The sequence below is a fragment of the Flavobacterium sp. ACN6 genome, from assembly GCF_002304005.1.
Classification (GTDB): Bacteria; Bacteroidota; Bacteroidia; order Flavobacteriales; family Flavobacteriaceae; genus Flavobacterium.
On the sequence record NZ_MRCQ01000016.1, the window covers coordinates 78,937 to 100,731 of the forward strand.

Consider the following 21,795-nt stretch of genomic DNA (forward strand, 5'->3'; position numbering starts at 1 on the left):
CTAACGAAAAGCGCTTTTTAATAAATCCAATCGGAACGGTTTGTTCCAAAAATCAGAAACATATTTGTTTTCTTTTGCCTTTTTAATTTCCTCTGTATCCAAAGTAGAAGAAATTACAAAGATTTCAATCTTTTCTTTAACGTCTTCTTCAAGTCGTGCAAATTCATCTAAAAACTCAAATCCGTTCATTATAGGCATTTGAATGTCTAAAAGTATAATAAGTGATTCATTATTATCTGAATTTTTTAAAAGCCACTCTATTCCTTCCTTTCCATTATTTGCTATAAACAGCGGATTGACATCTAATCCTTTTTTGAGCAATTTTTTAGTTACAAATTGGTCAATTAAATTGTCATCTATAATTATGAATTGAGGTTTAAAATCCATGAGAATTTGGTATGGTTACTATAAATTTACTTCCGATATTGTTTTCTGAAATAACAGAAATGTCTCCTTTAATGTTTTCAACAGCTTCTTTTACAATATAAAGTCCTAATCCTGATCCTTTATTTTTGTTTGTTCCAAAGTACATTTCAAAAATATTTTCTTTGTGGTCGTCATGAATCCCGATTCCATTATCTGCCACTTCAATTTTATTTACACCGTCACTAAAATAAGTTTTAATGGTAATAAACATTTCTTGTTTACTGCAATCAGCATATTTGATGGCATTGGATAAAAGATTGTTAATAATGATTTTTAGACGAAGACCATCACTTTCGATTTGATCTACAAGAAGTTCCTGTGTGAATTTTATTCTGCTGGCGTTTTCAATATGCATCAATTGTAAAATAGCTTCGTTGAATAACTCCTTTAAACTTACAGGTTCCATGATTACTTCTTTTCTTTTGTTTTTAGAATAATCAATAATGTCACTTATAAATTGGTCTTGTCTGGCCAAGCTTTGCTGCATCATTTCCAGATAATTCCGCACTTGATTTACATCATCTTCTAAAGCTGTAATTTCAATAAGACCTTTTAGTGAGGTTATTGGAGATCTTAAATCGTGTGAAGCGCTGTAAACAAATCGATCTAATTCACGATTTACAATAATTAAATTTTCATTTTTTACTTCAATTTCTTTTTTTGAAATAAGAAGTCTTTTGACCATTATTGAATAGTAAAGACAAACGCTGCAGATTATTACTAAGATGAAAAAAACATTAGTAATAATTAATAAGTCTTTTATTTTTCGGGTTCCTTCTCCCAAAACATTCGAAAAATTCCGTTGATTAATAGTCAATTGATCGCTTATGGTGCTAATTTCTTCTAAGTATTGCTGTTCTTGTTCTAGCGTTAAAAGATTTCTTTCGATTTTAGCATTAATCTGCTGGCCTATAATAAATAATCTAAAAACAAGTTTGTCGGCTTTTCCCCATTCGTCAATTGCTTTTGATAAAAAAGAGACATGTTTGAAATTGTCAAATAACCAAATGAGATCATCCAAATCATCTTCATGATTTCGTCCAATTAAAAAACCATTTCGCGCGATTTTGTTGTCTCCGGCTTTTAAAAGTGTAATTCGTGCAATACCATCACCCTGCGGAACTTTTAATTCTTCTAAATATAATTTCCATTGATTTGGATTTTTAGTGTAAAGGTAAGTTAGCAGATGTCTTGATGCATCTTTCTGTCCTTTGGAGTAATGAGATTCTCCATTAACGTAAGCTCTGTTTGCAGATAAAATTTTAATGGTAAAAAAATTAATGCAGATAAGAAGTGCACAAGAGATAAAAACTATTAAAATAAGAATGAAAACATTGGGGAAGCGAAAGTTCTTTAACGCTCGTAGCTTTGACATAGTTTTATATTAGCAGGTTAATTATAAAGCGTCTTTTGGTTTTTTGCTTCTAACTTAAAATAACCTTATGGGGAAAGGTTATCTATTGTTTTGAATTAAACAATTGTTAATTTTATTTGCTATTTGAAAATAAATTTGGAATGGTTATTTCAAATGTAGTAAAATTTATCTTATAATATTTGCAAAAAAGAGGAGTGAATGAAAAAATAATTACTAATTTTTTCTGTTTTTATAGAGGAAATTGGATTTTTGTTTAATTGAAAGATCCGCAGATATTACTAAAATTTGGCATATAAGATCAATCTTCTAAAGGCATAAATAGAGGGAACAACGGGAAAATAAGCATTAATTCTTTTTTTTAATTCATTTGATAATTCTTCAAATTCATTTTCTTTTAAACGTTCTTGATAAACGGTTAATGCGGAACCCGAAATAAAATCAAAAAAGTCATTTTTACTATTTGAAATTAAAGGATAAACTTTTTCATAAATATTTAGATTTTTACCGCCGTTTTCAAAAAGGATTTTTGCGTATTCGTCCAAAGTTAGTACTGGAGAAGGGCGTGTCCAATTCTTTAAGTAAGACGAAAAAGGTTCTTCCTGAACTAAATTTAAAAGTATTTTATTGAGAATATTTTCATTTTGCTGCGGCATTTGAACAGCCAACTGACCACCTGGATTTATACAAGAAATTATTTTTGGAAAAAGTTCATTGTGATCATCAATCCATTGTAATGCGGCATTAGAAAAAATTAAATCCCATTTCTTATCAGTATTAAGCTGGTCTAAAATTGTTCTTTCTTCGAACTTAAGATTTTCTCCCAACGGAGCTTTGGGCAGCATTTCTGCAGAGTTATCGATGCCGAGAACAGTTGGATTGTTAAGCTTTTCGGACAGTTTCTTTGTGAGTTCACCTGTACCGCACCCTAAATCAAGGACTTTTAGATTTGGCTGGTCAACAATATGACTTGTAAGATCTTCAAAAGGTTTAGAACGTTCTTCTTTAAACTCGTTGTATTTTTTGGGATCCCAAGTCATATATGTAGTTTTATTTTAAAGTTAGTAAAAAATGCTAACGTTTTAAAATTAAAGGAACAGATTGTCCCATTTGTTTATAAGTTCCAGTAATAACTTGGTTCTTATCCAGAACGCCTTCATATTCGATCGTTAAGCTTTCTACCGCAATTTTTAGAGTTGAATTTTCAAAAGTTGTTGAGGTAGCGGGAATGCCAAATGCTTGTTGATCTGGGCTGTCCATGGTAGCGCTGAAGCCATTATCGGTTTTTACAACATGTAACACAACATTAAGCTCCATATTTGGAACTTTAAGAACTCCTTTCCAATCACCAACAATGTCTTGAGCGAATGTGCTTAGAGAAGCAAAAAAGAATAAAAGTAAAAAAGTGTTTTTTTTCATTTTTCGAAATTTAAAAAGTAAAGATTAATTTGTGTGAAAATACTTAGGTGAATTTAAGAATTTAAATTTATCAATCCTTTAAAAAATTGAATGCCACCGAATAATATTGCTCCCCAAAAAATAAAGCCAATATTGGAAAGGGTTAAAATAGTGCCGCCTGCAAACCATAAAGCTCCGTAGATCATATCTTTTCTAGCTTTGCTATTATTTGCTTCTTGTATTTGATCTTCGACATTCTCCACAACAGAAGCTGCATTTTCTGGAGTAAGTCCTTGTAAGATTAAAGCATTCTTGGCTTCATAAGCAGATTTTTCCTGATTCACCATTAGGTCTGCCGCATAATTGTAAAACTGACTTGAAATTTCAAGCGAATTTGGATTGGTTGTTTCCATAAATTAGTTTTTAGATTTGGTTTATTTTGATTAGTGAATCAAATATAAGTACTTGAAACTGTTTATGTTTACGGGAAGACGTAAAGGGAGGTTTTTTATTTTAAAAAATCTAATGAAGGTTGTGCCAAAAATGACCGCACCCATTTTTGCACTCTGTATTTCTTCTTTTGGATTCATGAATAAAATATAATATCTATTATAATTATTGTAGCAGTAATTTTATTTTAGAAGAGAAAGATCTTATGAAACCGATTCGCGTGAGGGATAGAGGCGGTATCCTTTTGTGAAGAGAAACGGAACAAAAGATATAGCCGAAAGCCCGACCCGGAGGGACACGCCCAAAATATTTTTAAATAATCTAAAATCAGTGCTCTAAAATTTAAAATTTCAGAAAAAAGTATATCTTTAACCAACCATAAACCAATAGAAATGCAAGAAAACGACCAAGAACATTTTAAAAGAGAACTCGGATTATTAGACGGAACTATGCTTGTAGTTGGTTCTATGATAGGATCTGGGATATTTATTGTTAGTGCCGATATCGCCAGACAAGTAGGATCTGCGGGATGGCTGACATTAATTTGGCTTATCTCTGGATTAATTACCATTATTGCCGCCGTAAGTTATGGCGAATTAAGCGCAATGTTTCCTAAAGCAGGTGGACAATATGTTTATTTGAAAGAAGCTTATAACAAATTAATCGCCTTTTTGTACGGCTGGAGTTTTTTTGCTGTAATTCAGACAGGAACAATTGCTGCGGTTGGAGTGGCTTTTTCTAAATTCGCAGCTTATTTATATGAGCCTTTCAGTGATGAAAATATTCTTTACGAATTAGGGGCTTTTAAACTTAATGCTGCACAGCTTGTTTCTATTTTTACAATTGTATTATTGACTTATATAAATAGTCGCGGCGTAAAAAACGGTAAAATTCTGCAAACCGTTCTTACCATTATCAAAATTTTATCATTGCTGGGATTAATCGTTTTTGGATTTACTCTTGGAGCAAAAGCTTCAGTTTGGGATGCAAACTGGGCAGACGGATGGAATACTCGCGTATTTGATAAAGAAAGCGGTTCATGGCTTCCAATTGGCGGAACGGCTTTGATTACGGGAATTTCAGCGGCGATGGTTGGATCTTTGTTTTCAAGTGATGCTTGGAATGGTGTTACTTTTATTGCTGGGGAAATTAAAAATCCAAAACGAAATGTTGGTTTCAGCTTGTTTCTAGGAACATTTATTGTAACTATTATTTATGTTTTAACGAATATTATGTACTTAGCGGTAATTCCGTTAGACGAAATTGCAACAGCAAAATCTGATCGTGTAGCGGTTGTAGCATCGCAATATATTTTCGGAAATATTGGAACATTGATTATTGCAATTATGATTATGATTTCGACTTTTGCCTGCAACAACGGATTAATTATGGCGGGGGCAAGGGTTTATTATACAATGGCAAACGATGGTTTGTTCTTTAAAAAAGCGGCTGTTTTAAATAGTTCAAGCGTTCCTGCATGGGCGCTTTGGGCACAATGTGTGTGGGCTTCTGCTTTATGTCTGACTGGAAAGTATGGCGATTTATTGGACTTTGTAATTATTATAGTTTTGATTTTCTACATTCTTACAATCTATGGAATTTTTATTTTACGTAAAAAAATGCCTGATGTAGAAAGACCTTATAAAGCTTTTGGGTATCCATTTTTACCAATGCTGTATATTATTATTGCAGCAGCAATTTGCGTTTCTTTATTGCTTACAAAATTCTCAACCTGCGGATGGGGAGTTTTAATTATGCTGACAGGAATTCCAGTTTATTATTTAACAAAACCAAAAGAAGATAAAATAAGTTAGTTTCAAGATCAGAATCTTTCTTTATAGAAACTAAAGCGCCTTGTAATTTACAAGGCGCTTTTTTGTGCAACAAATTTAAAACCAAAATTGAACAATAAATGTTTTAAGTAAACTGCTCCAATTTGCAGCATCTCGACTAAGTGATAAATAAGTCAGCTTTTTTGATTATTTGACAGAGTAAGGAAGCGAAAGATTACCGCTCGCAACGGTATAAACTTTATAAACGCCTAACATTGGTTTTGTTCCTTCGCTTTCATGTGACCCGCCAGCTCCAGTGCTGACTTCCATATAACAGCTTACGGCATCAAACTTGAAGCTGGTTTTGTTGTTGATTCTAAAATCGGGAACAATTACTTTTATAGAATTTCCTTTAGCAGCAATATTAAAACCTGGGCTGTCCATATACATTGCCATTCCGGGATTTGTTGGCGGTAAAACAACATTTGGATCTCCTTTTTTAAACTCCCTAACCGAAAGTCCGCCGGCGACGCGTTTATCTTCAACCAATAAAACCCAATGGGCATGCCAGATCAAACCATCGTTAAGATAATTTCCGTCTAGATTTTCGTCCCAAAGCGGTGTATCTTCAAAATCAGGGTGTGAGGTTAGTGCCAGAGCGACAATTCCTTCGGCTTGACCGAAACCAATATCAGATGATTTTAATGTGGTTGGAAAAACATACGCGAGAACGGGAGCTCCATTTAATTGACCAACTGGTTTAGGCATTGTTTTTCCAGCTGTTCCTTCTACTTTAATATCCCAAACCGTAATTCCTAAATCGGCCTTGTGGGTTATCGAGGCCGATTTTATTTTGAAGTCACTATTATCGTAATTGCCGCATTTGTCGCAAGCTTTTGAAACGGCATAATTAAAAAAGATAAAGCATAAAATAAAAATTGATTTTTTCATAATTCATGTGGTTTAATGTTAATCGGTTATTAGAAACCAATACACATGCCACTTAAAAAATGTACTAAAAACAAGGCATTAAGAGTGTTTTAAGTTTTATTTCGACTGTTATATATCGTGAATGGAGCTGTATTTAGTGAAATTTCGTTATCGACTTTTTTGGAGAATAGAGAATAGAGAATAGAGAATAGAGAATAGAGAATAGAGAATAGAGAATAGACTTTTCGGTTAGGTTTATAGTCCGTTTAAATCATTATTAATTCTTTCTTCTGTAGGTCTTAAGAAGATAAGATAGATGATGACTAATATTCCAAATAAGATAAAATCTGGTTTTAAAAGTAATATTAAAAACGCTGCACCTTTAAAACAGCCCATCTCATTATAGATGCAGCTTGATAAAATGGCAGTTTTTCTTCGACTTTTAATTTTGGATCGATTTGTTTTAATTGGGATCTAAATAAAAAACTACTAAAAACAAAAGCTAAAACGGGTATAAAAACATAAACTAATGAGGCAGAATCTATATTGGGCATACTTAATTTTTCAAGAGAAAGCTCTCCTAAAAAATAATAGGCAAGAATAGTTCCGGCACAAATAGCAAGATGAATAATTTGTAAAGTTTTGATTTTTTCGTTCATAATATTGATTTTTAGGGTAATGCAAGATAGAACTTTAATAGATATACAAATATAAAGCTTTTGCGTGTTCAAGTTTTTGCCGTTTGACTAAAAAAAAAGACACTACAATTAAGTAGTGTCTTTAAAATGTAAAAAATCGTCGAGCTCTAAAATTATGCAATAACAGGCTCTGGAGATGATTTTATAGTTGAATTAATAATAGACAAAGTTATAGGGTCACATTCTCCTGAGAAAAAACAATCCAGAATTTCTTGAAATATTGGATTTGCATTTTCTACCAAAGAAAATAGTGTCATGCACGAACGTAATTTTCGAGCGTCTAGATCGCCAAAAATTCCATCTGCTGATTTTCTTTTGAAGGTTAGCAAAAGTTCTGAAATTTCGATTAAATGTTTTCCAAGAATTGGATGTTCCAAATAATCAGAAGCTTCTTTTAAATCATTAATGGCGTAAAGAATTGCAGTATCGCTTTTTCCTAATCCTTTTATTTGTGGAAAAATGAACCACATCCAGTGAGTTTCTTTTTTCCCCTTACTGATTTCAGAAAGAGCGGTAAGATAGAGTTTATTTTGCGCATCTAAGAAACGCGTTAAATCATTGTTTGAATATGCCATTACGGTATTGTATTTAAAAAAAGGTTGCAAAAATAGTAAAAAAGATAGGGTCTGCCTAATAAAACATTCATACAATCAGTATTTTAACTTTTTTCGACAGAATTTTCCTCGTGGTTTTAAAGCTAAAAAACAGGCTAGTTTTTAGTTATTAATAGATTACAGATTTCGTAAGGTTTGCCTAAAAGTTAAATTGATTCTTGGTAAAACATCGCGCGCTGTTTTTGGAACTTGGTGCTGCCAAAAACTATTTGTTGTTCCAGACATCAATAAAAAAGAACCATGATGCAGCGGAATTTCGACCTGCGGAATTTCCTTGCTGTATTTATGACGAAGCCTGAACATTCTAGTTTCTCCAAAAGTTACCGAAGCAATAACTGGGTTAGGTCCTGTATTATGTTCTTTGTCGCTGTGCCAGCCCACGCCGTCATTTCCGTTTCGATATAAATTTAAAAGAAGACTGTTAAAATCGAGTTGTGTTTCTTTTTCTACGCGTCCTCTAATAGTCAGCAATTCATACGTCCAGTCAGGACCGTTTGGATCTGCACCGGGATTATCTTTGTCTTCGTACCAAGAAATCATTCGAGGAACCGTGTACGTTTTGTCATAAATTTCCATTTCATGTTCTCTCCATTTGGTTTTACGAAGAATCCTTTCATAAAAGCGATCCGATTCTTCTTTGTTAAAAAAGTTATCAATCAAAATCAATTCAGAATCAGGGATGTCAAATACTTTTTTTCCTGCCAAACCTGCTGTAAATAATTCGGTGTCGTTAAATAGTGTCATTTTTCCATTCATATTTTGTCAATTTCAATCCATACAGGCGCATGATCGCTTGTTTTTTCCCAGCCTCGCACATGACGGTCAACACCGCCGGAGCGGAGTTCTTTTGCTATTTGAGGACTTAGTAAAAAATGATCAATTCTCAATCCTGCATCTCTTTCGTAAGCATTTCTAAAATAATCCCAAAAAGTGTAAATTTTTTCATCAGGATATAATTTTCTAATTGCGTCTGTCCATCCCTGCGAAACAATAGCTGCAAACGCTTTTCGAACTTCGGGCAGGAAAAGCGCATCTTTTACCCATTTTTCAGGTTTATAAACATCCAATTCTGTTGGCATTACATTAAAATCTCCCACAAGAATCACAGGTGTTTTTAAACTTAACAATGTTGCAGCACGTTCGGCTAAACGATCAAACCATTTTAGTTTATATTCTAATTTTGGTCCCGGCGCAGGGTTTCCATTTGGAAGATACAAACAGGCAATCACGATTCCGTTAATCAAAGCTTCTATATAACGACTCTGGACATCTTCTTTATCACCAGGAAGAATTCGCGTAACTTCTTCAATTTCCATATTACGGGCAAGAATAGCAACACCATTCCATTGTTTTTGCCCGTGCCAAATAGCATTATAACCAGCATCATTAATTGCTTTAATTGGAAATTTATCCTGTGGTGCTTTTAATTCCTGAAGGCAGACAATATCTGGAGCAGCTTCTTCAAGCCATTGCAGTAATACATTAAGACGTCCGTTGACTCCGTTTACGTTATATGTTGCTATTTTCATGGTACATTTAATTAGTTGGATATTAAATTTACTGATTATTAAGCATTTAATTGGATATGTTTTTATATTCTTATTTCAGTAACTGTTTGTTAAAGAAGACTTTACCTGGGTATTTTTCTGCGTAAGCAAAAATCAATTGCACCATATATTGATTGCTTTTGTACTGCGTGACATAGTTTTTTACTTCTGATGCGTCATGAATTGAAACATCTGTCGGGATATGTCCCATTCCATAAAAATGACCGTTTTCAATCCAAATACAGCTGCGTTCGTCTTTGGTTCTTCCTTTGTCTATAATTGCAAAAGTGGGTCGGTTACTTAATAAAAAATCAATAGCATTGTCGACTTGTTCGTTATGAAGCGAAACTTCCGGAAGATCCTTTATATCTTTATTCTGAAAAAGTTCTCCCTCTTCTGGTCTGGAATATTTACAGAATCTTTGATCAATTTCAAATTGTTCAGCCAGACTTCTCAGTAAATCTATAGCATTATACAAACTATTAAATTCATGAATGCAAGTCTGAAATTTGGTTAGTTTTCCAACGGCCAAATATTTATATCCGTTTCTTGCTTCATATTGATAAATGCCGAATTTTGCTTCAAAACGTTTTAATGCTCTATTATAAGTTGGCCAAAGCTGTTTTATTTCGGTACATTCTAGTAAAAGTGCCATTAATTCGGTAGCACAAACTTCAAAGGAAATACCATAAATATCCCTTAAAAAATGCTGTCTTTGCGGATTAATTTTATGACCGCTAAAATGAGAAGCAACACGTTTTTTTAAGTTAATCGCTTTTCCAACATAAACCACTTTTTTCTGCTGATTATAAAAATAATAGACTCCTGGTTTTTCGGGTAAATTATTAAAATCTTCAGGAGGCAGGTTAGGAGGTAAACGCTGATCTTGTGAAGTCATTTTGACCATTTTCGCTATTTCGCCTTCATTGTCCCATTCGAGTAATCGGGAAAATAATATTGCGGTAGCATCTGCGTCTCCGCCAGCTCGATGTTGATTTTCTAAAGGAATGTCTAACGAATAGCAAAGTTTCCCCAAGCTGTAAGATGTCAATCCTGGTTTAATTTTTCGTGCTGCGCGAACGGTGCACAGTTTTCTTGCTGTCCACTTAAATCCTGCTTGTTCCAGCTGATGGCGCACAAAAGAATAATCAAAGTTTACATTATGAGCCACAAAAATACGATCAGTAAGCATTTCCAAAACTTTCTCTGAAATGTCATCAAAAACAGGTGCATTGGCGACCATTTCGTTATTAATACCCGTTAAGCCAAAAATAGACAAGGGTATATCTTTTTCTGGATTTACAAGCGTTTCATAACGGTCTATTACATTTTTACCATCATGAATTACAATGGCAATTTCTGTAATGCGGCTGCCACTGGCATTCCCGCCTGTGGTTTCGATATCTACTATTGCATATTCCGTATTTTTCATCTCTTTATTATAACGCAAAACCTCTTTTTGTTCTTGTAAAATCATCGTGGTTATTTTTGAAATTTCATTCGGTGTCTTGGTAAATTGATTTCATGTCCCTGCGGATACGGTTCCCGATGCGTCGAACTCACATCTTCCTTAATTTGATGCTGGGTTTTAAATTGATCTTTAGCATCCATATAACGCGGATCTGGAATAAAAGGCATTTTTGCCATTTTGATAATGGTAATTGTCGGGAAATGATAATCGACTTCTACATTTCCTAAAAGCAAATAACAGCCTCCGCCCTGAAAAGGATATTCTGCCAGACAATCAGGAAAATGTGCCGTATCAAAATAAGTACCTTGGTGATCGATCCATGTGCCGAAATACATGTTCCCTTTTTTGGTCGGAACTTGTTTTCTGGAAATTAAATACGCCAGCATTTTAACCTGTTTTTTATGATACGCGACTAAATCCTTTGCCATAATATCGCCGCGGTATTTAATCTGAAGCAAATCAAAAACAGTACACGAAACAGGAAAACTCAACAATTCAATTTCGTCAAAAGCATCTTCAAAAACAGAACGGTCTAAAGTTGGGAGTTTATATTCTTTAACGGGTTCCTGCAAAAGCATTAAACTTCTATTTTCGGGTTTGAAATTGTTTAAAAGTAAACTCGCAATAACCAAAAGCTGATTTTTAGTTTTTCCTGTAAAACGAAAAGCATCAATAAAAATTAAAATTTTAATGCTCTCAATCCCGATCGGAATTCGGTTGATAAAATCTTCCAAAGAAAGAAAAGGACCGTTTTTCTCCCGATCTGATTCAATCAAATTCGCCGTTTTCGATTCTAAACCCTGCAAATGCATAAAACCTAAATAAATATCATTTCCATAAACCGTGGTTTGATATTCGCTTTTATTCACACACGGATTTAGGATTGTCCCGCCAGACATACGCGCTTCGTGTACATAAACTTCGGTTCGGTAAAATCCGCCCTGATTGTTGATGACCGCCACCATAAATTCAACAGGATAATTAATTTTGAGATACAAACTTTGGTAACTTTCTACCGCATAAGAAGCCGAGTGTGCCTTGCAGAATGAAAATCCAGCAAACGATTCAATCTGACGGTAAATTTCCTGACTTAGCGCTTCTGGATGTCCTTTTCTGGCACAAGACGCAAAGAAATTATCTTTTACTTTTTGTAAAGCTTCTAGAGAACGTCCTTTTCCAGACATGGCTCTACGCAAAATATCGCCATCAGCAGCCGGAACGCCTCCGTAATGCTGGGCAATTTTAATGACATCTTCCTGATAGACCATAATTCCATAAGTTTCGCCAAGATGCTCTTTAAAAACCTCATGAAAATACTCGAATTGATCCGGATAATTATGGCGGAAAATGTATTCTTTCATCATTCCGGATTGAGCAACTCCAGGACGAATGATGGAAGACGCGGCCACTAACACTTTATAATTATCACAATTCAATCGGCGTAATAAACCGCGCATGGCTGGACTTTCGATATAAAAACAGCCAATTGTTTTGCCTTGTGCCAAATGAATATTACATACAGCTTCATTTTTAGAAATAGAAGTATCACGAATATTTAATTTAATTCCACGGTTTTTTTCGATCAGTTTTACACTGTCATCAATATGTCCAATCCCACGCTGACTCAGAATATCAAATTTATCGAAACCAATTTCTTCGGCAATATGCATGTCAAAAAGTACGATTGGAAATCCTTTTGGAGGCATTTCCAAAGGCGTGTAATTCGTAATGGGATCTTCAGAAATGATAATCCCACAAGCATGCATACTGCGTTGGTTGGGGTATTTACCCATCATCATGCTATATTTCTGTACCAAGTTCACGATAGAATTGGTTTCGTGTAGTGCCATCGGATTTTTAGCCAGCATATCCAATTCTTCTTTTGGAAGGCCAAACACTTTTCCGACTTCTCTGTAAATAGATCGATGTTTGAATTCGACATTAGTGCCACAAAAAGCAACATGATCACGACCGTATTTATCGAAGATATATTCTAAAATGGTGTTGCGTTCTTTCCAGCTCCAATCGATATCAAAATCGGGAGGACTTTTTCGATTTAAATTTAAAAAACGTTCAAAATACAAATCGAGTTCGATTGGACAGATGTCGGTAATTCCGAGGCAATAGGCAATAATGCTGTTGGCACCGCTTCCGCGCCCGATGTGCATAAATCCCTGACTGTTGCTGTATCGGATAATATCCCAAGTGATTAAAAAATAGCCGCTAAATTTTAATTCGTCAATAACTTTTAATTCTTTTTCTACACGTTTTCGAGCAATTTTGTTTTCTTTTCCATAACGCCATTCAAAACCTTTTTCGGCCAATTCTGTTAGTTTTTTGAGATCACTCTCCCGACTTCCGGTAAAGAATTTTTTATTTCTTTTAATTGAAAAATCATATTGAAAATCACAGGAATCGATTATTTTCTGTGTGTTGGCAATAATTTCAGGATATTTTTCATAGAAAGGCAAAAGCGATTCTAAAGGCGACATTTTTTCAGAAGTTCTGCAATAATCAGCTTCTGTCAATTTTGATAAAATAATATTGGTATCAATCGCGCGAAGAATTTTATGCAGGTTGAATTCTTTTTTATTTCTAAAAGTTACCGGTTGAAGCACCACCATTTTAGAAATTTGATTTTTATGTTCTGATGTAAAAAGCTTTGAAACTTCATCTGTCCGAATACCGATAAATTCATTTTCACGAAGTGTTTTCGGAGCATTTTCTAAAGTATAAATCACAAAAACCGATTCGAATTCGGGAGCAATCAAAGGCAAAGCTTCGCCGCTAAAATTATGTTCTGTTAAAAACCGATTCATTTCAGCTAAACCTTCCGCATTTTTAGCCAAACCAATATATCGAAATTGATGATTGCATCTAAATTCCATTCCAATAAGAGGTTTGATTTCGACTTTTTTGCATTCTCTTATAAAATCATAAATTCCGGTAACGGTATTAATATCCGTCAATGCCATTGCTTTTATGTCATTCAAAACAGCATAGTCAACCAGTTCCTTAAGTGGAATTGTGCCGTAGCGTAGTGAATGGTATGAATGACAATTGAGGTACATGATTATTTTTTGCGTTTTAAAATTTCATCTTTATTATTTGGTTTAAAATGAGCTCCGGCGCAGCGCATTACGGCATCAAAACCATATCGGCTTTTCATTTTATCCATTGCGGCATAAAGTGAAAGCATTTCCTGAGTATCTTCAAAAAGATCAATTTGATACGTACCGCGCACGAGTCCGCTAAAGCGAATGCCAATCAAACGAAGACGCATACGGCGCTGATACAATTTCTCAAAAAGCTCCATTATATTTTTGGTTAAAATATGATCTGCAGAAGTGTATGCTACTCTGCATTGTTTGGTTTCAGTATCAAAATTGGCGTAACGTATTTTAACTGTAACTGTTGAGGTTAACCATTGTTCTGAGCGAAGCTGAAAAGCCAGTTTCTCGACCATTCCCAATAGCACTCTTTTGAGTTTTTCAATATCAATCGTATCCTGAGAAAAAGTATGCTCAGTAGAAATTGATTTTCTTTCGGTATACGGCTCAACAGGAGTATGATCGATTCCGTTGGCTTTTTTCCAAATGTCAATACCATTTTTACCAATCATCTGCTGTAAAACTTCGGCAGGCATTTCGGCTAAAGTCTGAATTTTACGAATACCAATTCGCGATAAAAGCTGAAAAGTTACAGCACCAACCATTGGTATTTTTTGGATAGATAACGGATTTAAAAATGCTTGTACACCTTGTTCTGGAATTTCTAGATTTCCAACTGGTTTGCCTTCGCCGGTAGCAATTTTAGAAACCGTTTTATTAATAGATAATGAAAAACTAATAGGAAGTCCAGTTTCCTGAATCACTTTTTGAGCCAATTCATTTGTCCATTTATAACTGCCGTGAAATTTATCCATCCCAGTAATATCCATATAAAATTCATCAATACTGGCTTTTTCTAAAACAGGTGCTTTTTCCTGAAGAATTTCAGTAACATCATGTGATAACTGAGAATATAATTCCATGTCACCTTTCATAACTTTTGCGTCTGGGCACAGTTTTAATGCCATACGAATAGGCATAGCAGAACGGACTCCAAATTTACGGGCTTCATAAGAACAAGATGCGACAACACCACGATCTCCCCCGCCTATAATAAGCGGAATATCATTGAGTTCAGAGTTGGTGCGTCTTTCGCAGGATACAAAAAAGGTATCCAGATCCATATGTACAATTGCCCTTGCCATTTTTCCTTTTTGTTTTTGTATAAAGCAAAATTAGTACAGACGATAACAATTTTTTGTATATTTGCTGTTCCAAATTATAACAAATTAATTATGTCCTTATTTTCAGACAACATCAGAGCATTAAGGGTTAAGCATAAAATATCGCAGGAGAAATTAGCTGGAAACCTAAAGATTACCCGAGGTAGATACGTTAAATACGAAGATGGAACCTCCGAAGCGCCGTATGACATTTTAAAGCAAATCGCCTTATATTTTCATATGAGTATCGATTTACTATTATCTGTCGATATACGTAAAATCAATATAGAAAACCTGATCAAATTAGAAGGCAACCGACTTATTTTACCCATACAAGTAGATAGTTTTGGGGAGAATTATATCGAAATTGTCTCTCAAAAAGCAAAAGCAGGATACCTCAACGGTTATGCCGATCCAGAATATATCGAAAGTTTACAGCAGGTTTCGCTTCCGTTTTTAGGACCAGGTAAACACCGTGGCTTTCCCGTAGAAGGAGATTCGATGCCGCCGCATGAAGATGGTTCTATCATTATTGGCCGTTATGTCGAAAGGCTGGGCGAGGTAATGGATGGAAAAACCTATATTCTGATTACCAAAAATGAAGGTATGGTTTACAAACGTCTCAATAAAAATAAAAAAAACACCTTAGTTTTAGAATCAGACAATAGTTTTTATCCGAATTATGAAGTGAAAGCTTCTGATATTCTTGAGATTTGGGAATACGAATGCAACATCGGCCGATCTGACAAAAAGCAACAGCTTTCTGAAACTGAAAGTATGAAAGAATTGCTTTTGGAAGTAAAAAGAGAAGTTATGGAGATTAAGAATAATACTTCGAATACGTAAAAGTTCTCATTTATCAGTCTAAGTGAAGTCGAAGACGTTGTAACGATGAGGTCTTCGACTTCATAAGACAAATAAATGAAATAATAATTGTAATATTATTTTACTTTTCTCTTTTTATCACTTTGACGATTGTCCCAAAAAGATATAATTTCTATTTGATTATAATTTATTTCATAAAAAATCAAATAGATTTTCATTGGAATAACTCGGGTAATTTTATTTGAAGTGAGCCTTCCTATAAATTCATTGTTTGAAAGGGTTTCCAGTAAATCTTCAACTTCTTCAAGAATTTTTAAACTATAATCTGAATTTTCATTCCGAAGAACATAAAATTCAAGAACATTAGAGAACTCAAGTTTAGCAAGTTCCGACCAGATTATTTCTTTTTTAGCCATTCTCTCATCTCTGAAATTACGTCTTCATTTTTATGAAACTTGCCATTTTTTATCTGATTTCTGCTCGTTTCAATAGAAGATTCCTGTTCAAGATTTAATTCATATAGAGATTGTTCAGAAGAATCAAAAATAGTTTGAAGAGCTTTTAAAAAATTCATGTCTTTAGAATCTCTAATTCTAGAGATTAAATTTTCCTTTATTTGCGCTGTCATGTCCATATCAAATTCTTTTAATACTCAAAATTAAAGATTTATTTTTAAAAAGATGTAAATAATTTAGACTTTCAACGAAAACCAAAACATACTCCCCAATCCTAAATTACTCTCAACCCCAACATTTCCATTCTGCGCTTCAATAAATTCTTTGCTAATTGCCAAACCCAATCCGGTTCCAGATTTTTGACTTCCCGGAACCTGGAAATATTTATCAAAAACTTTGTCTTTATATCTGGCGTCAATTCCTTTTCCAGTATCGATCACCTGAAATACAATTTGATTGTTTTCATTTTTTAGTTTGATGATAATCGTACTTTTTTCAGAAGAATACCGAATCGCATTCGATAAATAATTAATCAAAACCCAGCCTGTTTTTTCACTGTCAGCTTTTACATCTTGAAGGTTTTCATCGGTATCAATTAGTAATTTAATCTGCTTTTGATCGGCCTGAACTTTTACAGCTTCAACAGCATAATTTACAATTTCTCGCGGATTGCTTTTTTCGATATTCAGCTGAATATTTCCAGTTTCTAATTGAGATAGATTCAATAATTCGCCTGTGATTTTTAATAACCTTTGACTATCATCTTTGATGCTTTCGACCAATTGTTTCTGATCGTCGTTCATGTCGCCCGTTTTGGCGTTTTCAAGTAATTGAAGACTTAATTTTATAGACGCAATTGGCGTTTTTAATTCGTGCGAAACCGTAGCAATGAAATTAGTTTTGGCAAAATCCAGTTCTTTAAAAAGCGTAATATTTCGCAGAATAATTACATCGCCAATATTGATTTCTTTTTCTTCTCCCGTTGGAATTATCGTAATATTCAGAATCTCTTTTTCGAAATAACTTTCTTTTCCGTGTGCGTAAATTTTAAGCGGTTGTTTTTTAGGAGTTTCTGTATCTTCTTTTAAAATTAAAGAACGAATTAAATCATTCGATAAAGCCAAATTTGAAGCCGATTTGCCAACAACATCTTCCAATTTCAGGCCAATAATTTTTAAGGCTTCGTTATTAGCAAACAAAATGATATTTTCATTATCCAAACCAATGATAGGATCGTGCATATTATTGATTAAAGTTTCCAAACGTTTCTTTTCGAAGAATAATTTATACAAATTACTATCATTATATTCTTGAAGTTTCTGCGCCATCGTATTAAACGATTTTGCCAAATCGCCATATTCATTATGATTGGTAAAATGTACCCGTTCTGAATAGTTTTTATTGGCGATTTCCTTAATACTCATCGTCAATTCTTTTATCGGATTGGCAATATTATTCGGCAGATTAACCAGTAAATTAAAAGCAATCAAAAAGCATAAACTTCCCACAATGGCAATCCATAAATTAGCATTTTCGGCAGTAAGTTTTGCAATGTCACTTTTCTGTTTTATGGCATCCAGATTCAGCTTCATAATCGCAAAAATATCTTGTCTAATTTGCGCTTTTATGGTTTCATCGGTACTGTTTTTTTCTAAAAGCGAAAAATCATTTTCAAGTTTTGCGGTTGCTTCCTTTTCGCCGGGTTCGGTAACATTTAGAGTTTGCTTTTCCAGATATTCTTTAAAAGTTTGAATCTTATTATCAGGATTGGCTTTAATTTCATCCAAAGACAAAATCATATTTCGGGAATATTCCAGCGTATTATAATTCGCTTTCAGAATATTTTCGGTATCCGCTTTTATTAAAAAAACAGAATACCCACTCACTAACGAAAGTATAATGATCATCAAAAATAATAATCCAACACCCAGATTCAATTTGGTTTTAATTCTCATTTTATAAAACATTTAATTTTTTTTGAACCATATAAGTGATATAAGAAAATATTAGAATTGCTTTTTTTAACAGAAAGACGCTAAGGTTTCGCAAAGCAAGCAAAGATTAGATTAATGACTATGTCCCAATGCAAAAAAACTTTGTGTCTTAGTGACTTCGTGGCAAACCAAACATCCTAATTAAAATGAACTTATATAACTTATATGGTTTGAAAATTTTCACGAAAGTATAACAAGATCAACATTTGATAACGACAGTTTGTTTAGCAGACGTCTAAAAATTGTTGTAGACAAAATTACTTTAAATAAATTCAAATGAGGTTTTCCAATGCAGACAGTTGTAATTTGTTTTTCTTCAACAGAAATTAAGATCGCATCGGCAATATTTTTGTTTTCCAATTTAATCACTTCTGCGCCTAATTGTACAGCAAGTTTAAAATTATTAATCAAATGACGTTGCTTGTCTAACGCAATTTTAGTACTGCTTTCTTTAGGCGTTTCTACATACAAAACATACCAGCTTCCGTTATAGTAACTCGCCAATCGCGCCGCTTTTCTAATTACAATTTTAGCTGTTTTATCGTTACTGCTAATACATGCCAAAAGTTTTTCATGTCGTAAAGCGTGAAGTTGCGGAACTTCATTTTCAACCTTTCGAACCACCTGACTGGCGACTTCTTTCAAAGCCAATTCACGCAATTGCAGAATTTGTTCCGATTTAAAAAAGTTAGTCAAAGCCGTCTGAATTTTATCAGCCGTATAAATTTTGCCTTCTTTCAAACGCGCAATTAAATCTTCCGAAGTCAAATCGATATTGACGACTTCATCTGCCAATCGCAAAACATTATCTGGAATTCGTTCCTGAACATCAATGTTTGTAATACGTTTTACAGCCGAATTTAAACTCTCAATATGCTGAATATTTACCGCCGAAATCACATTAATTCCCGCATCTAAAATTTCTAAAACATCCTGCCAGCGTTTTTCATTTTTGCTTCCTTCAACGTTCGTGTGTGCCAGTTCATCAACAATAACGACTTCTGGTCGAAGATTTATAATCGCCTGAACGTCGAGTTCTTCAAGCTCTTTTCCTTTATAGAAAATTGTCCGTCGCGGAATCACAGGCAAACCCGCCAATAATTCATGCGTTTCTTTTCGCATATGCGTTTCGATATAGCCAATTTTAACATCGATTCCGTTTTTCAATAACGAATGCGCTTCCTGAAGCATACGAAAAGTTTTGCCCACACCGGCGCTCATTCCAATATAAATTTTAAACTTCCCTTTTCGCGATTTCTGAATTAAATCGAGAAAGTGCTGTGCGTTATTTTTCTGTTCCATATTTTTTGCTTTAAGCTACAAGCCGTAAGCTTTAGGCAGTATGACTTTTAAAAAGCCTATTGCCTAAAGCTTATAGCTTAAAGCTAAAAAGAAATCGCCAGCGAAGTTGTTAAAAACGTATTTGTATCCGTTGGAAGATTATCTTTTGTGAAGATTTTATCTTTACTTGAAAGATTTCGGGCTTCAATTCTAAACATTACATTATCAGTAACTAAGTAATCAAAGTTAGCTGAAAATCCGTAAGTTTTAAAACCGTTTGGCGTTTCAGTCGCGATAATAACACCTTTTTCGTCACTGTAATATTCACCGCGTGCTGCAAGCTGAATTTTATCCGTCGGTTTGTATTGCAAGATTAAAACAGGCGAAAACCAAGTATCATATTTATTACTGTTTTTAGCCGATTGTTGTGATCCAACATCAAAACCAGCTGTAATATTTGTTTTTTCCGTTACTTTAAATTGTCCGTGAAAGTTATTGAAATAACGCCATTTTTTGTCGATATCCGGCTGTTCATTTCCAACATAAGTGCTCCAGTTCAAAACCACTTTGTCCGATGGTTTGTATGTAATCTGAGTCCCAAAAGCTGGTGTTTGATTGCCTTCCACTTTCTCAATTCGCTGCCAGCCGTTTAAATACATTCCCGCCAAATACCATTTTCCAGATTCAGAGGTGTAACCAATTTTCACACCCGTTTCATAATAAGGAGAATTCTCGGCTAAAATACTTCTCGTTAAAGTCTGGCAGTCTTTTCCAATCGCACTTTCAAAACCTATATGCGAAGGCATAATTCCCGCATCAATCCACAAATTATGATTGGAAGAAATCTTCACACCAACATTCGCTTCATAAACATTTTTCAATAAACCTTGCTCGGCAGACATATTATATTCAGCATAAGTTCCCGCCATTAAAGCAAAATTTCCACGAATATTATCTTTCGAATAATTCACTTTTGCCATACCCAAATTCAGGTTTACCTCGTTGCTTTTATTGTAGCTGTAAAAAAAGTTTGGCCGTGTATGATCTTCCGGTTTCCCGAAATCATAACTATAATAAGCGTCTACATATCCTGAAAACGTAAACGGACTTTTTGTTTCTTCTTGTGCGTGTAAGTTGCTAAAACCAAAAGCGATTAAAGCAGTAAGTATTATTTTTTTCATTTTGTCATTGCGAGGAACGAAGCAATCTCATCCTCTGAATTAAATTATTTATTAGTAGATTTTTTAGGAGCTAATCCCGCACCCGAGCCTGAAAGTGCGAATTGGCGAAGCAATCCGTTTCAATCTATTGTTCCTCCCGAAGCCTCGGGACCGGCACAAAAGGATTTTCACTACTATCGGGGCTAGGGCATTTGGGGTAAAAAGGCGTTTTTGTATAATAATATTTTCATATCCTAACAGGTTTCCAAAACCTGTTAGGTATTATTGTAAGTTTAGTTTTTCGATTCCAATTCTCGCCATTTTTTGTCATCCTGAGGAACGAAGGATCACACTAGGAGCTCGACAAAGATTGGCGATCATGCAGATGGAGTTTCTCGTGTGATCCTTCGTTCCTCAGGATGACAAACTCTGTGGTTAATTCATGATTATAGTTGATGTCGATTTTCATACCTACAAAGTTTTGAAAACCTTGCAGGAGAAAAACTTAGAATCTCAGTATCTCAGAACCTTAGCATCTTTAGCGTAGCGCATCTAAAGCCACATTCAATTCTAAAACATTAACCGTTTCAGGACTAACAACAGCCGTATTAATTTTAGATTCCACCAAAGCTTTTACTTTAGCTTCAGCTAAATTTCTTTCTTTAGCAATTCGTTTTACCTGAATCAAAGCGCCTTGAGGAGAAATATTAGGATCTAAACCACTTCCCGAAGCCGTAACCATATCTGACGGAATCTCCCATTTTTTCAAATACGGATGAACCAGCAAAAGCGTATCAATTCTTTTTTGAACTAGAACCAAATAATCTGCATTACTTGGTCCTTTGTTGCTTCCGGCACTTCCTGCAGCATTATAATCCACAGCCGAAGGTCTTCCCCAGAAATAATTCGACTTATCGAATTTCTGACCAATTTTTTGGTAACCAACCACTTTTCCGTTAACCGAAATAGTTTCTCCTTTTCCCTGATTTGGAGCAATTTGTGCGATTCCGTAAATCGCTAAAGGATAAATAACCGCAAACAGAATTAAAGTAAGTACGGTAAGTTTTAAAAGTGAAAATATTGTTTTCATTGTTTTTTGAGATTCTAAGGGACTAAGTTGCTAAGGTTC

Annotated in this window: 22 protein-coding genes; 2 read left to right on the forward strand and 20 right to left on the reverse strand. The window is 34.4% G+C overall.

From position 1 onward, the window contains the following. The 6 genes from BSF42_RS19840 to BSF42_RS22865 form a co-directional block, all read right to left on the reverse strand. Window positions 1-387, reverse strand: a complete 387-nt coding sequence (locus tag BSF42_RS19840; RefSeq protein WP_095954833.1) for a response regulator — start codon at window positions 385-387, stop codon at window positions 1-3. Then, window positions 377-1,801 (reverse strand): HAMP domain-containing sensor histidine kinase, encoded by a 1,425-nt coding sequence (locus BSF42_RS19845; protein WP_095954834.1) that lies wholly within the window; start codon window positions 1,799-1,801, stop codon window positions 377-379. The genes BSF42_RS19840 and BSF42_RS19845 overlap by 11 nt, the downstream gene beginning before the upstream one ends. A 278-nt stretch (window positions 1,802-2,079) precedes the next feature. After that, complete coding sequence (locus BSF42_RS19850) at window positions 2,080-2,838, reverse strand: methyltransferase domain-containing protein (RefSeq protein ID WP_095954835.1); 759 nt, start codon at window positions 2,836-2,838, stop codon at window positions 2,080-2,082. Between the two features lie 34 nt (window positions 2,839-2,872). Beyond that, the gene (locus BSF42_RS19855) at window positions 2,873-3,217 is read right to left on the reverse strand and encodes a hypothetical protein (RefSeq protein ID WP_095954836.1); all 345 of its coding nucleotides are present in this window, start codon (window positions 3,215-3,217) and stop codon (window positions 2,873-2,875) included. A 53-nt stretch (window positions 3,218-3,270) separates the two neighbouring features. After that, window positions 3,271-3,609 (reverse strand): hypothetical protein, encoded by a 339-nt coding sequence (locus BSF42_RS19860; RefSeq protein ID WP_095954837.1) that lies wholly within the window; start codon window positions 3,607-3,609, stop codon window positions 3,271-3,273. A 109-nt stretch (window positions 3,610-3,718) separates the two neighbouring features. Further along, window positions 3,719-3,802 (reverse strand): DUF5958 family protein, encoded by an 84-nt coding sequence (locus tag BSF42_RS22865; RefSeq protein ID WP_371616333.1) that lies wholly within the window; start codon window positions 3,800-3,802, stop codon window positions 3,719-3,721. A gap of 236 nt (window positions 3,803-4,038) precedes the next feature. Between BSF42_RS22865 and BSF42_RS19865 the strand changes: the two genes are divergently transcribed. Next, window positions 4,039-5,460 (forward strand): APC family permease, encoded by a 1,422-nt coding sequence (locus BSF42_RS19865; protein ID WP_095954838.1) that lies wholly within the window; start codon window positions 4,039-4,041, stop codon window positions 5,458-5,460. Between the two features lie 165 nt (window positions 5,461-5,625). On the opposite strand, the gene BSF42_RS19870 is transcribed toward BSF42_RS19865, so the two are convergent. From BSF42_RS19870 to dinB, 8 genes are all read right to left on the reverse strand, one after another. Continuing rightward, window positions 5,626-6,369: a hypothetical protein gene (locus tag BSF42_RS19870; protein ID WP_095954839.1), complete on the reverse strand. Its 744-nt coding sequence runs from the start codon at window positions 6,367-6,369 to the stop codon at window positions 5,626-5,628. A gap of 344 nt (window positions 6,370-6,713) precedes the next feature. Continuing rightward, a complete protein-coding gene (locus BSF42_RS19875) occupies window positions 6,714-7,007 on the reverse strand; it encodes an MFS transporter (protein WP_095954840.1) in 294 nt (97 codons plus the stop codon). A 152-nt stretch (window positions 7,008-7,159) separates the two neighbouring features. Beyond that, on the reverse strand, window positions 7,160-7,621 hold the full coding sequence (locus BSF42_RS19880) for a DUF1810 domain-containing protein (protein ID WP_095954841.1): 462 nt from the start codon (window positions 7,619-7,621) through the stop codon (window positions 7,160-7,162). Between the two features lie 156 nt (window positions 7,622-7,777). Further along, on the reverse strand, window positions 7,778-8,404 hold the full coding sequence (locus tag BSF42_RS19885) for an alpha-ketoglutarate-dependent dioxygenase AlkB (protein WP_095954868.1): 627 nt from the start codon (window positions 8,402-8,404) through the stop codon (window positions 7,778-7,780). Window positions 8,405-8,412: 8 nt separating this feature from the next. Further along, a complete protein-coding gene (xth, locus tag BSF42_RS19890) occupies window positions 8,413-9,189 on the reverse strand; it encodes an exodeoxyribonuclease III (RefSeq protein WP_095954842.1) in 777 nt (258 codons plus the stop codon). 70 nt (window positions 9,190-9,259) lie between these two features. Then, window positions 9,260-10,639 (reverse strand): exonuclease domain-containing protein, encoded by a 1,380-nt coding sequence (locus BSF42_RS19895; protein WP_095954869.1) that lies wholly within the window; start codon window positions 10,637-10,639, stop codon window positions 9,260-9,262. Between the two features lie 50 nt (window positions 10,640-10,689). Then, window positions 10,690-13,749, reverse strand: a complete 3,060-nt coding sequence (locus BSF42_RS19900) for a DNA polymerase III subunit alpha (RefSeq protein ID WP_095954843.1) — start codon at window positions 13,747-13,749, stop codon at window positions 10,690-10,692. Window positions 13,750-13,751: 2 nt separating this feature from the next. Then, window positions 13,752-14,933 (reverse strand): DNA polymerase IV, encoded by a 1,182-nt coding sequence (dinB, locus tag BSF42_RS19905; protein WP_095954844.1) that lies wholly within the window; start codon window positions 14,931-14,933, stop codon window positions 13,752-13,754. 90 nt (window positions 14,934-15,023) lie between these two features. Between dinB and BSF42_RS19910 the strand changes: the two genes are divergently transcribed. Next, window positions 15,024-15,797 carry a LexA family transcriptional regulator gene (locus BSF42_RS19910; RefSeq protein WP_095954845.1) on the forward strand — a complete coding sequence of 258 codons (774 nt, stop codon included), beginning with the start codon at window positions 15,024-15,026 and terminating at the stop codon, window positions 15,795-15,797. Between the two features lie 95 nt (window positions 15,798-15,892). Here the strand turns inward: BSF42_RS19910 and BSF42_RS19915 are convergent, their stop codons facing one another. The 6 genes from BSF42_RS19915 to BSF42_RS19940 form a co-directional block, all read right to left on the reverse strand. After that, the gene (locus BSF42_RS19915; RefSeq protein ID WP_095954846.1) at window positions 15,893-16,192 is read right to left on the reverse strand and encodes a type II toxin-antitoxin system RelE/ParE family toxin; all 300 of its coding nucleotides are present in this window, start codon (window positions 16,190-16,192) and stop codon (window positions 15,893-15,895) included. Next, entirely contained in the window at window positions 16,174-16,410 is a 237-nt protein-coding gene (locus BSF42_RS19920) for a hypothetical protein (RefSeq protein ID WP_095954847.1), read from the reverse strand. Before BSF42_RS19920 ends, BSF42_RS19915 begins: the two co-directional genes overlap by 19 nt. 57 nt (window positions 16,411-16,467) lie before the next feature. Continuing rightward, entirely contained in the window at window positions 16,468-18,186 is a 1,719-nt protein-coding gene (locus tag BSF42_RS19925; protein ID WP_095954870.1) for an ATP-binding protein, read from the reverse strand. Window positions 18,187-18,405: 219 nt separating this feature from the next. Then, a complete protein-coding gene (locus BSF42_RS19930) occupies window positions 18,406-19,527 on the reverse strand; it encodes a histidine kinase (RefSeq protein ID WP_095954848.1) in 1,122 nt (373 codons plus the stop codon). 83 nt (window positions 19,528-19,610) lie between these two features. Next, window positions 19,611-20,687: a porin gene (locus BSF42_RS19935; protein ID WP_095954849.1), complete on the reverse strand. Its 1,077-nt coding sequence runs from the start codon at window positions 20,685-20,687 to the stop codon at window positions 19,611-19,613. Between the two features lie 517 nt (window positions 20,688-21,204). Beyond that, window positions 21,205-21,756: a K(+)-transporting ATPase subunit C gene (locus BSF42_RS19940; RefSeq protein WP_095954850.1), complete on the reverse strand. Its 552-nt coding sequence runs from the start codon at window positions 21,754-21,756 to the stop codon at window positions 21,205-21,207. Window positions 21,757-21,795: the final 39 nt, after the last annotated feature.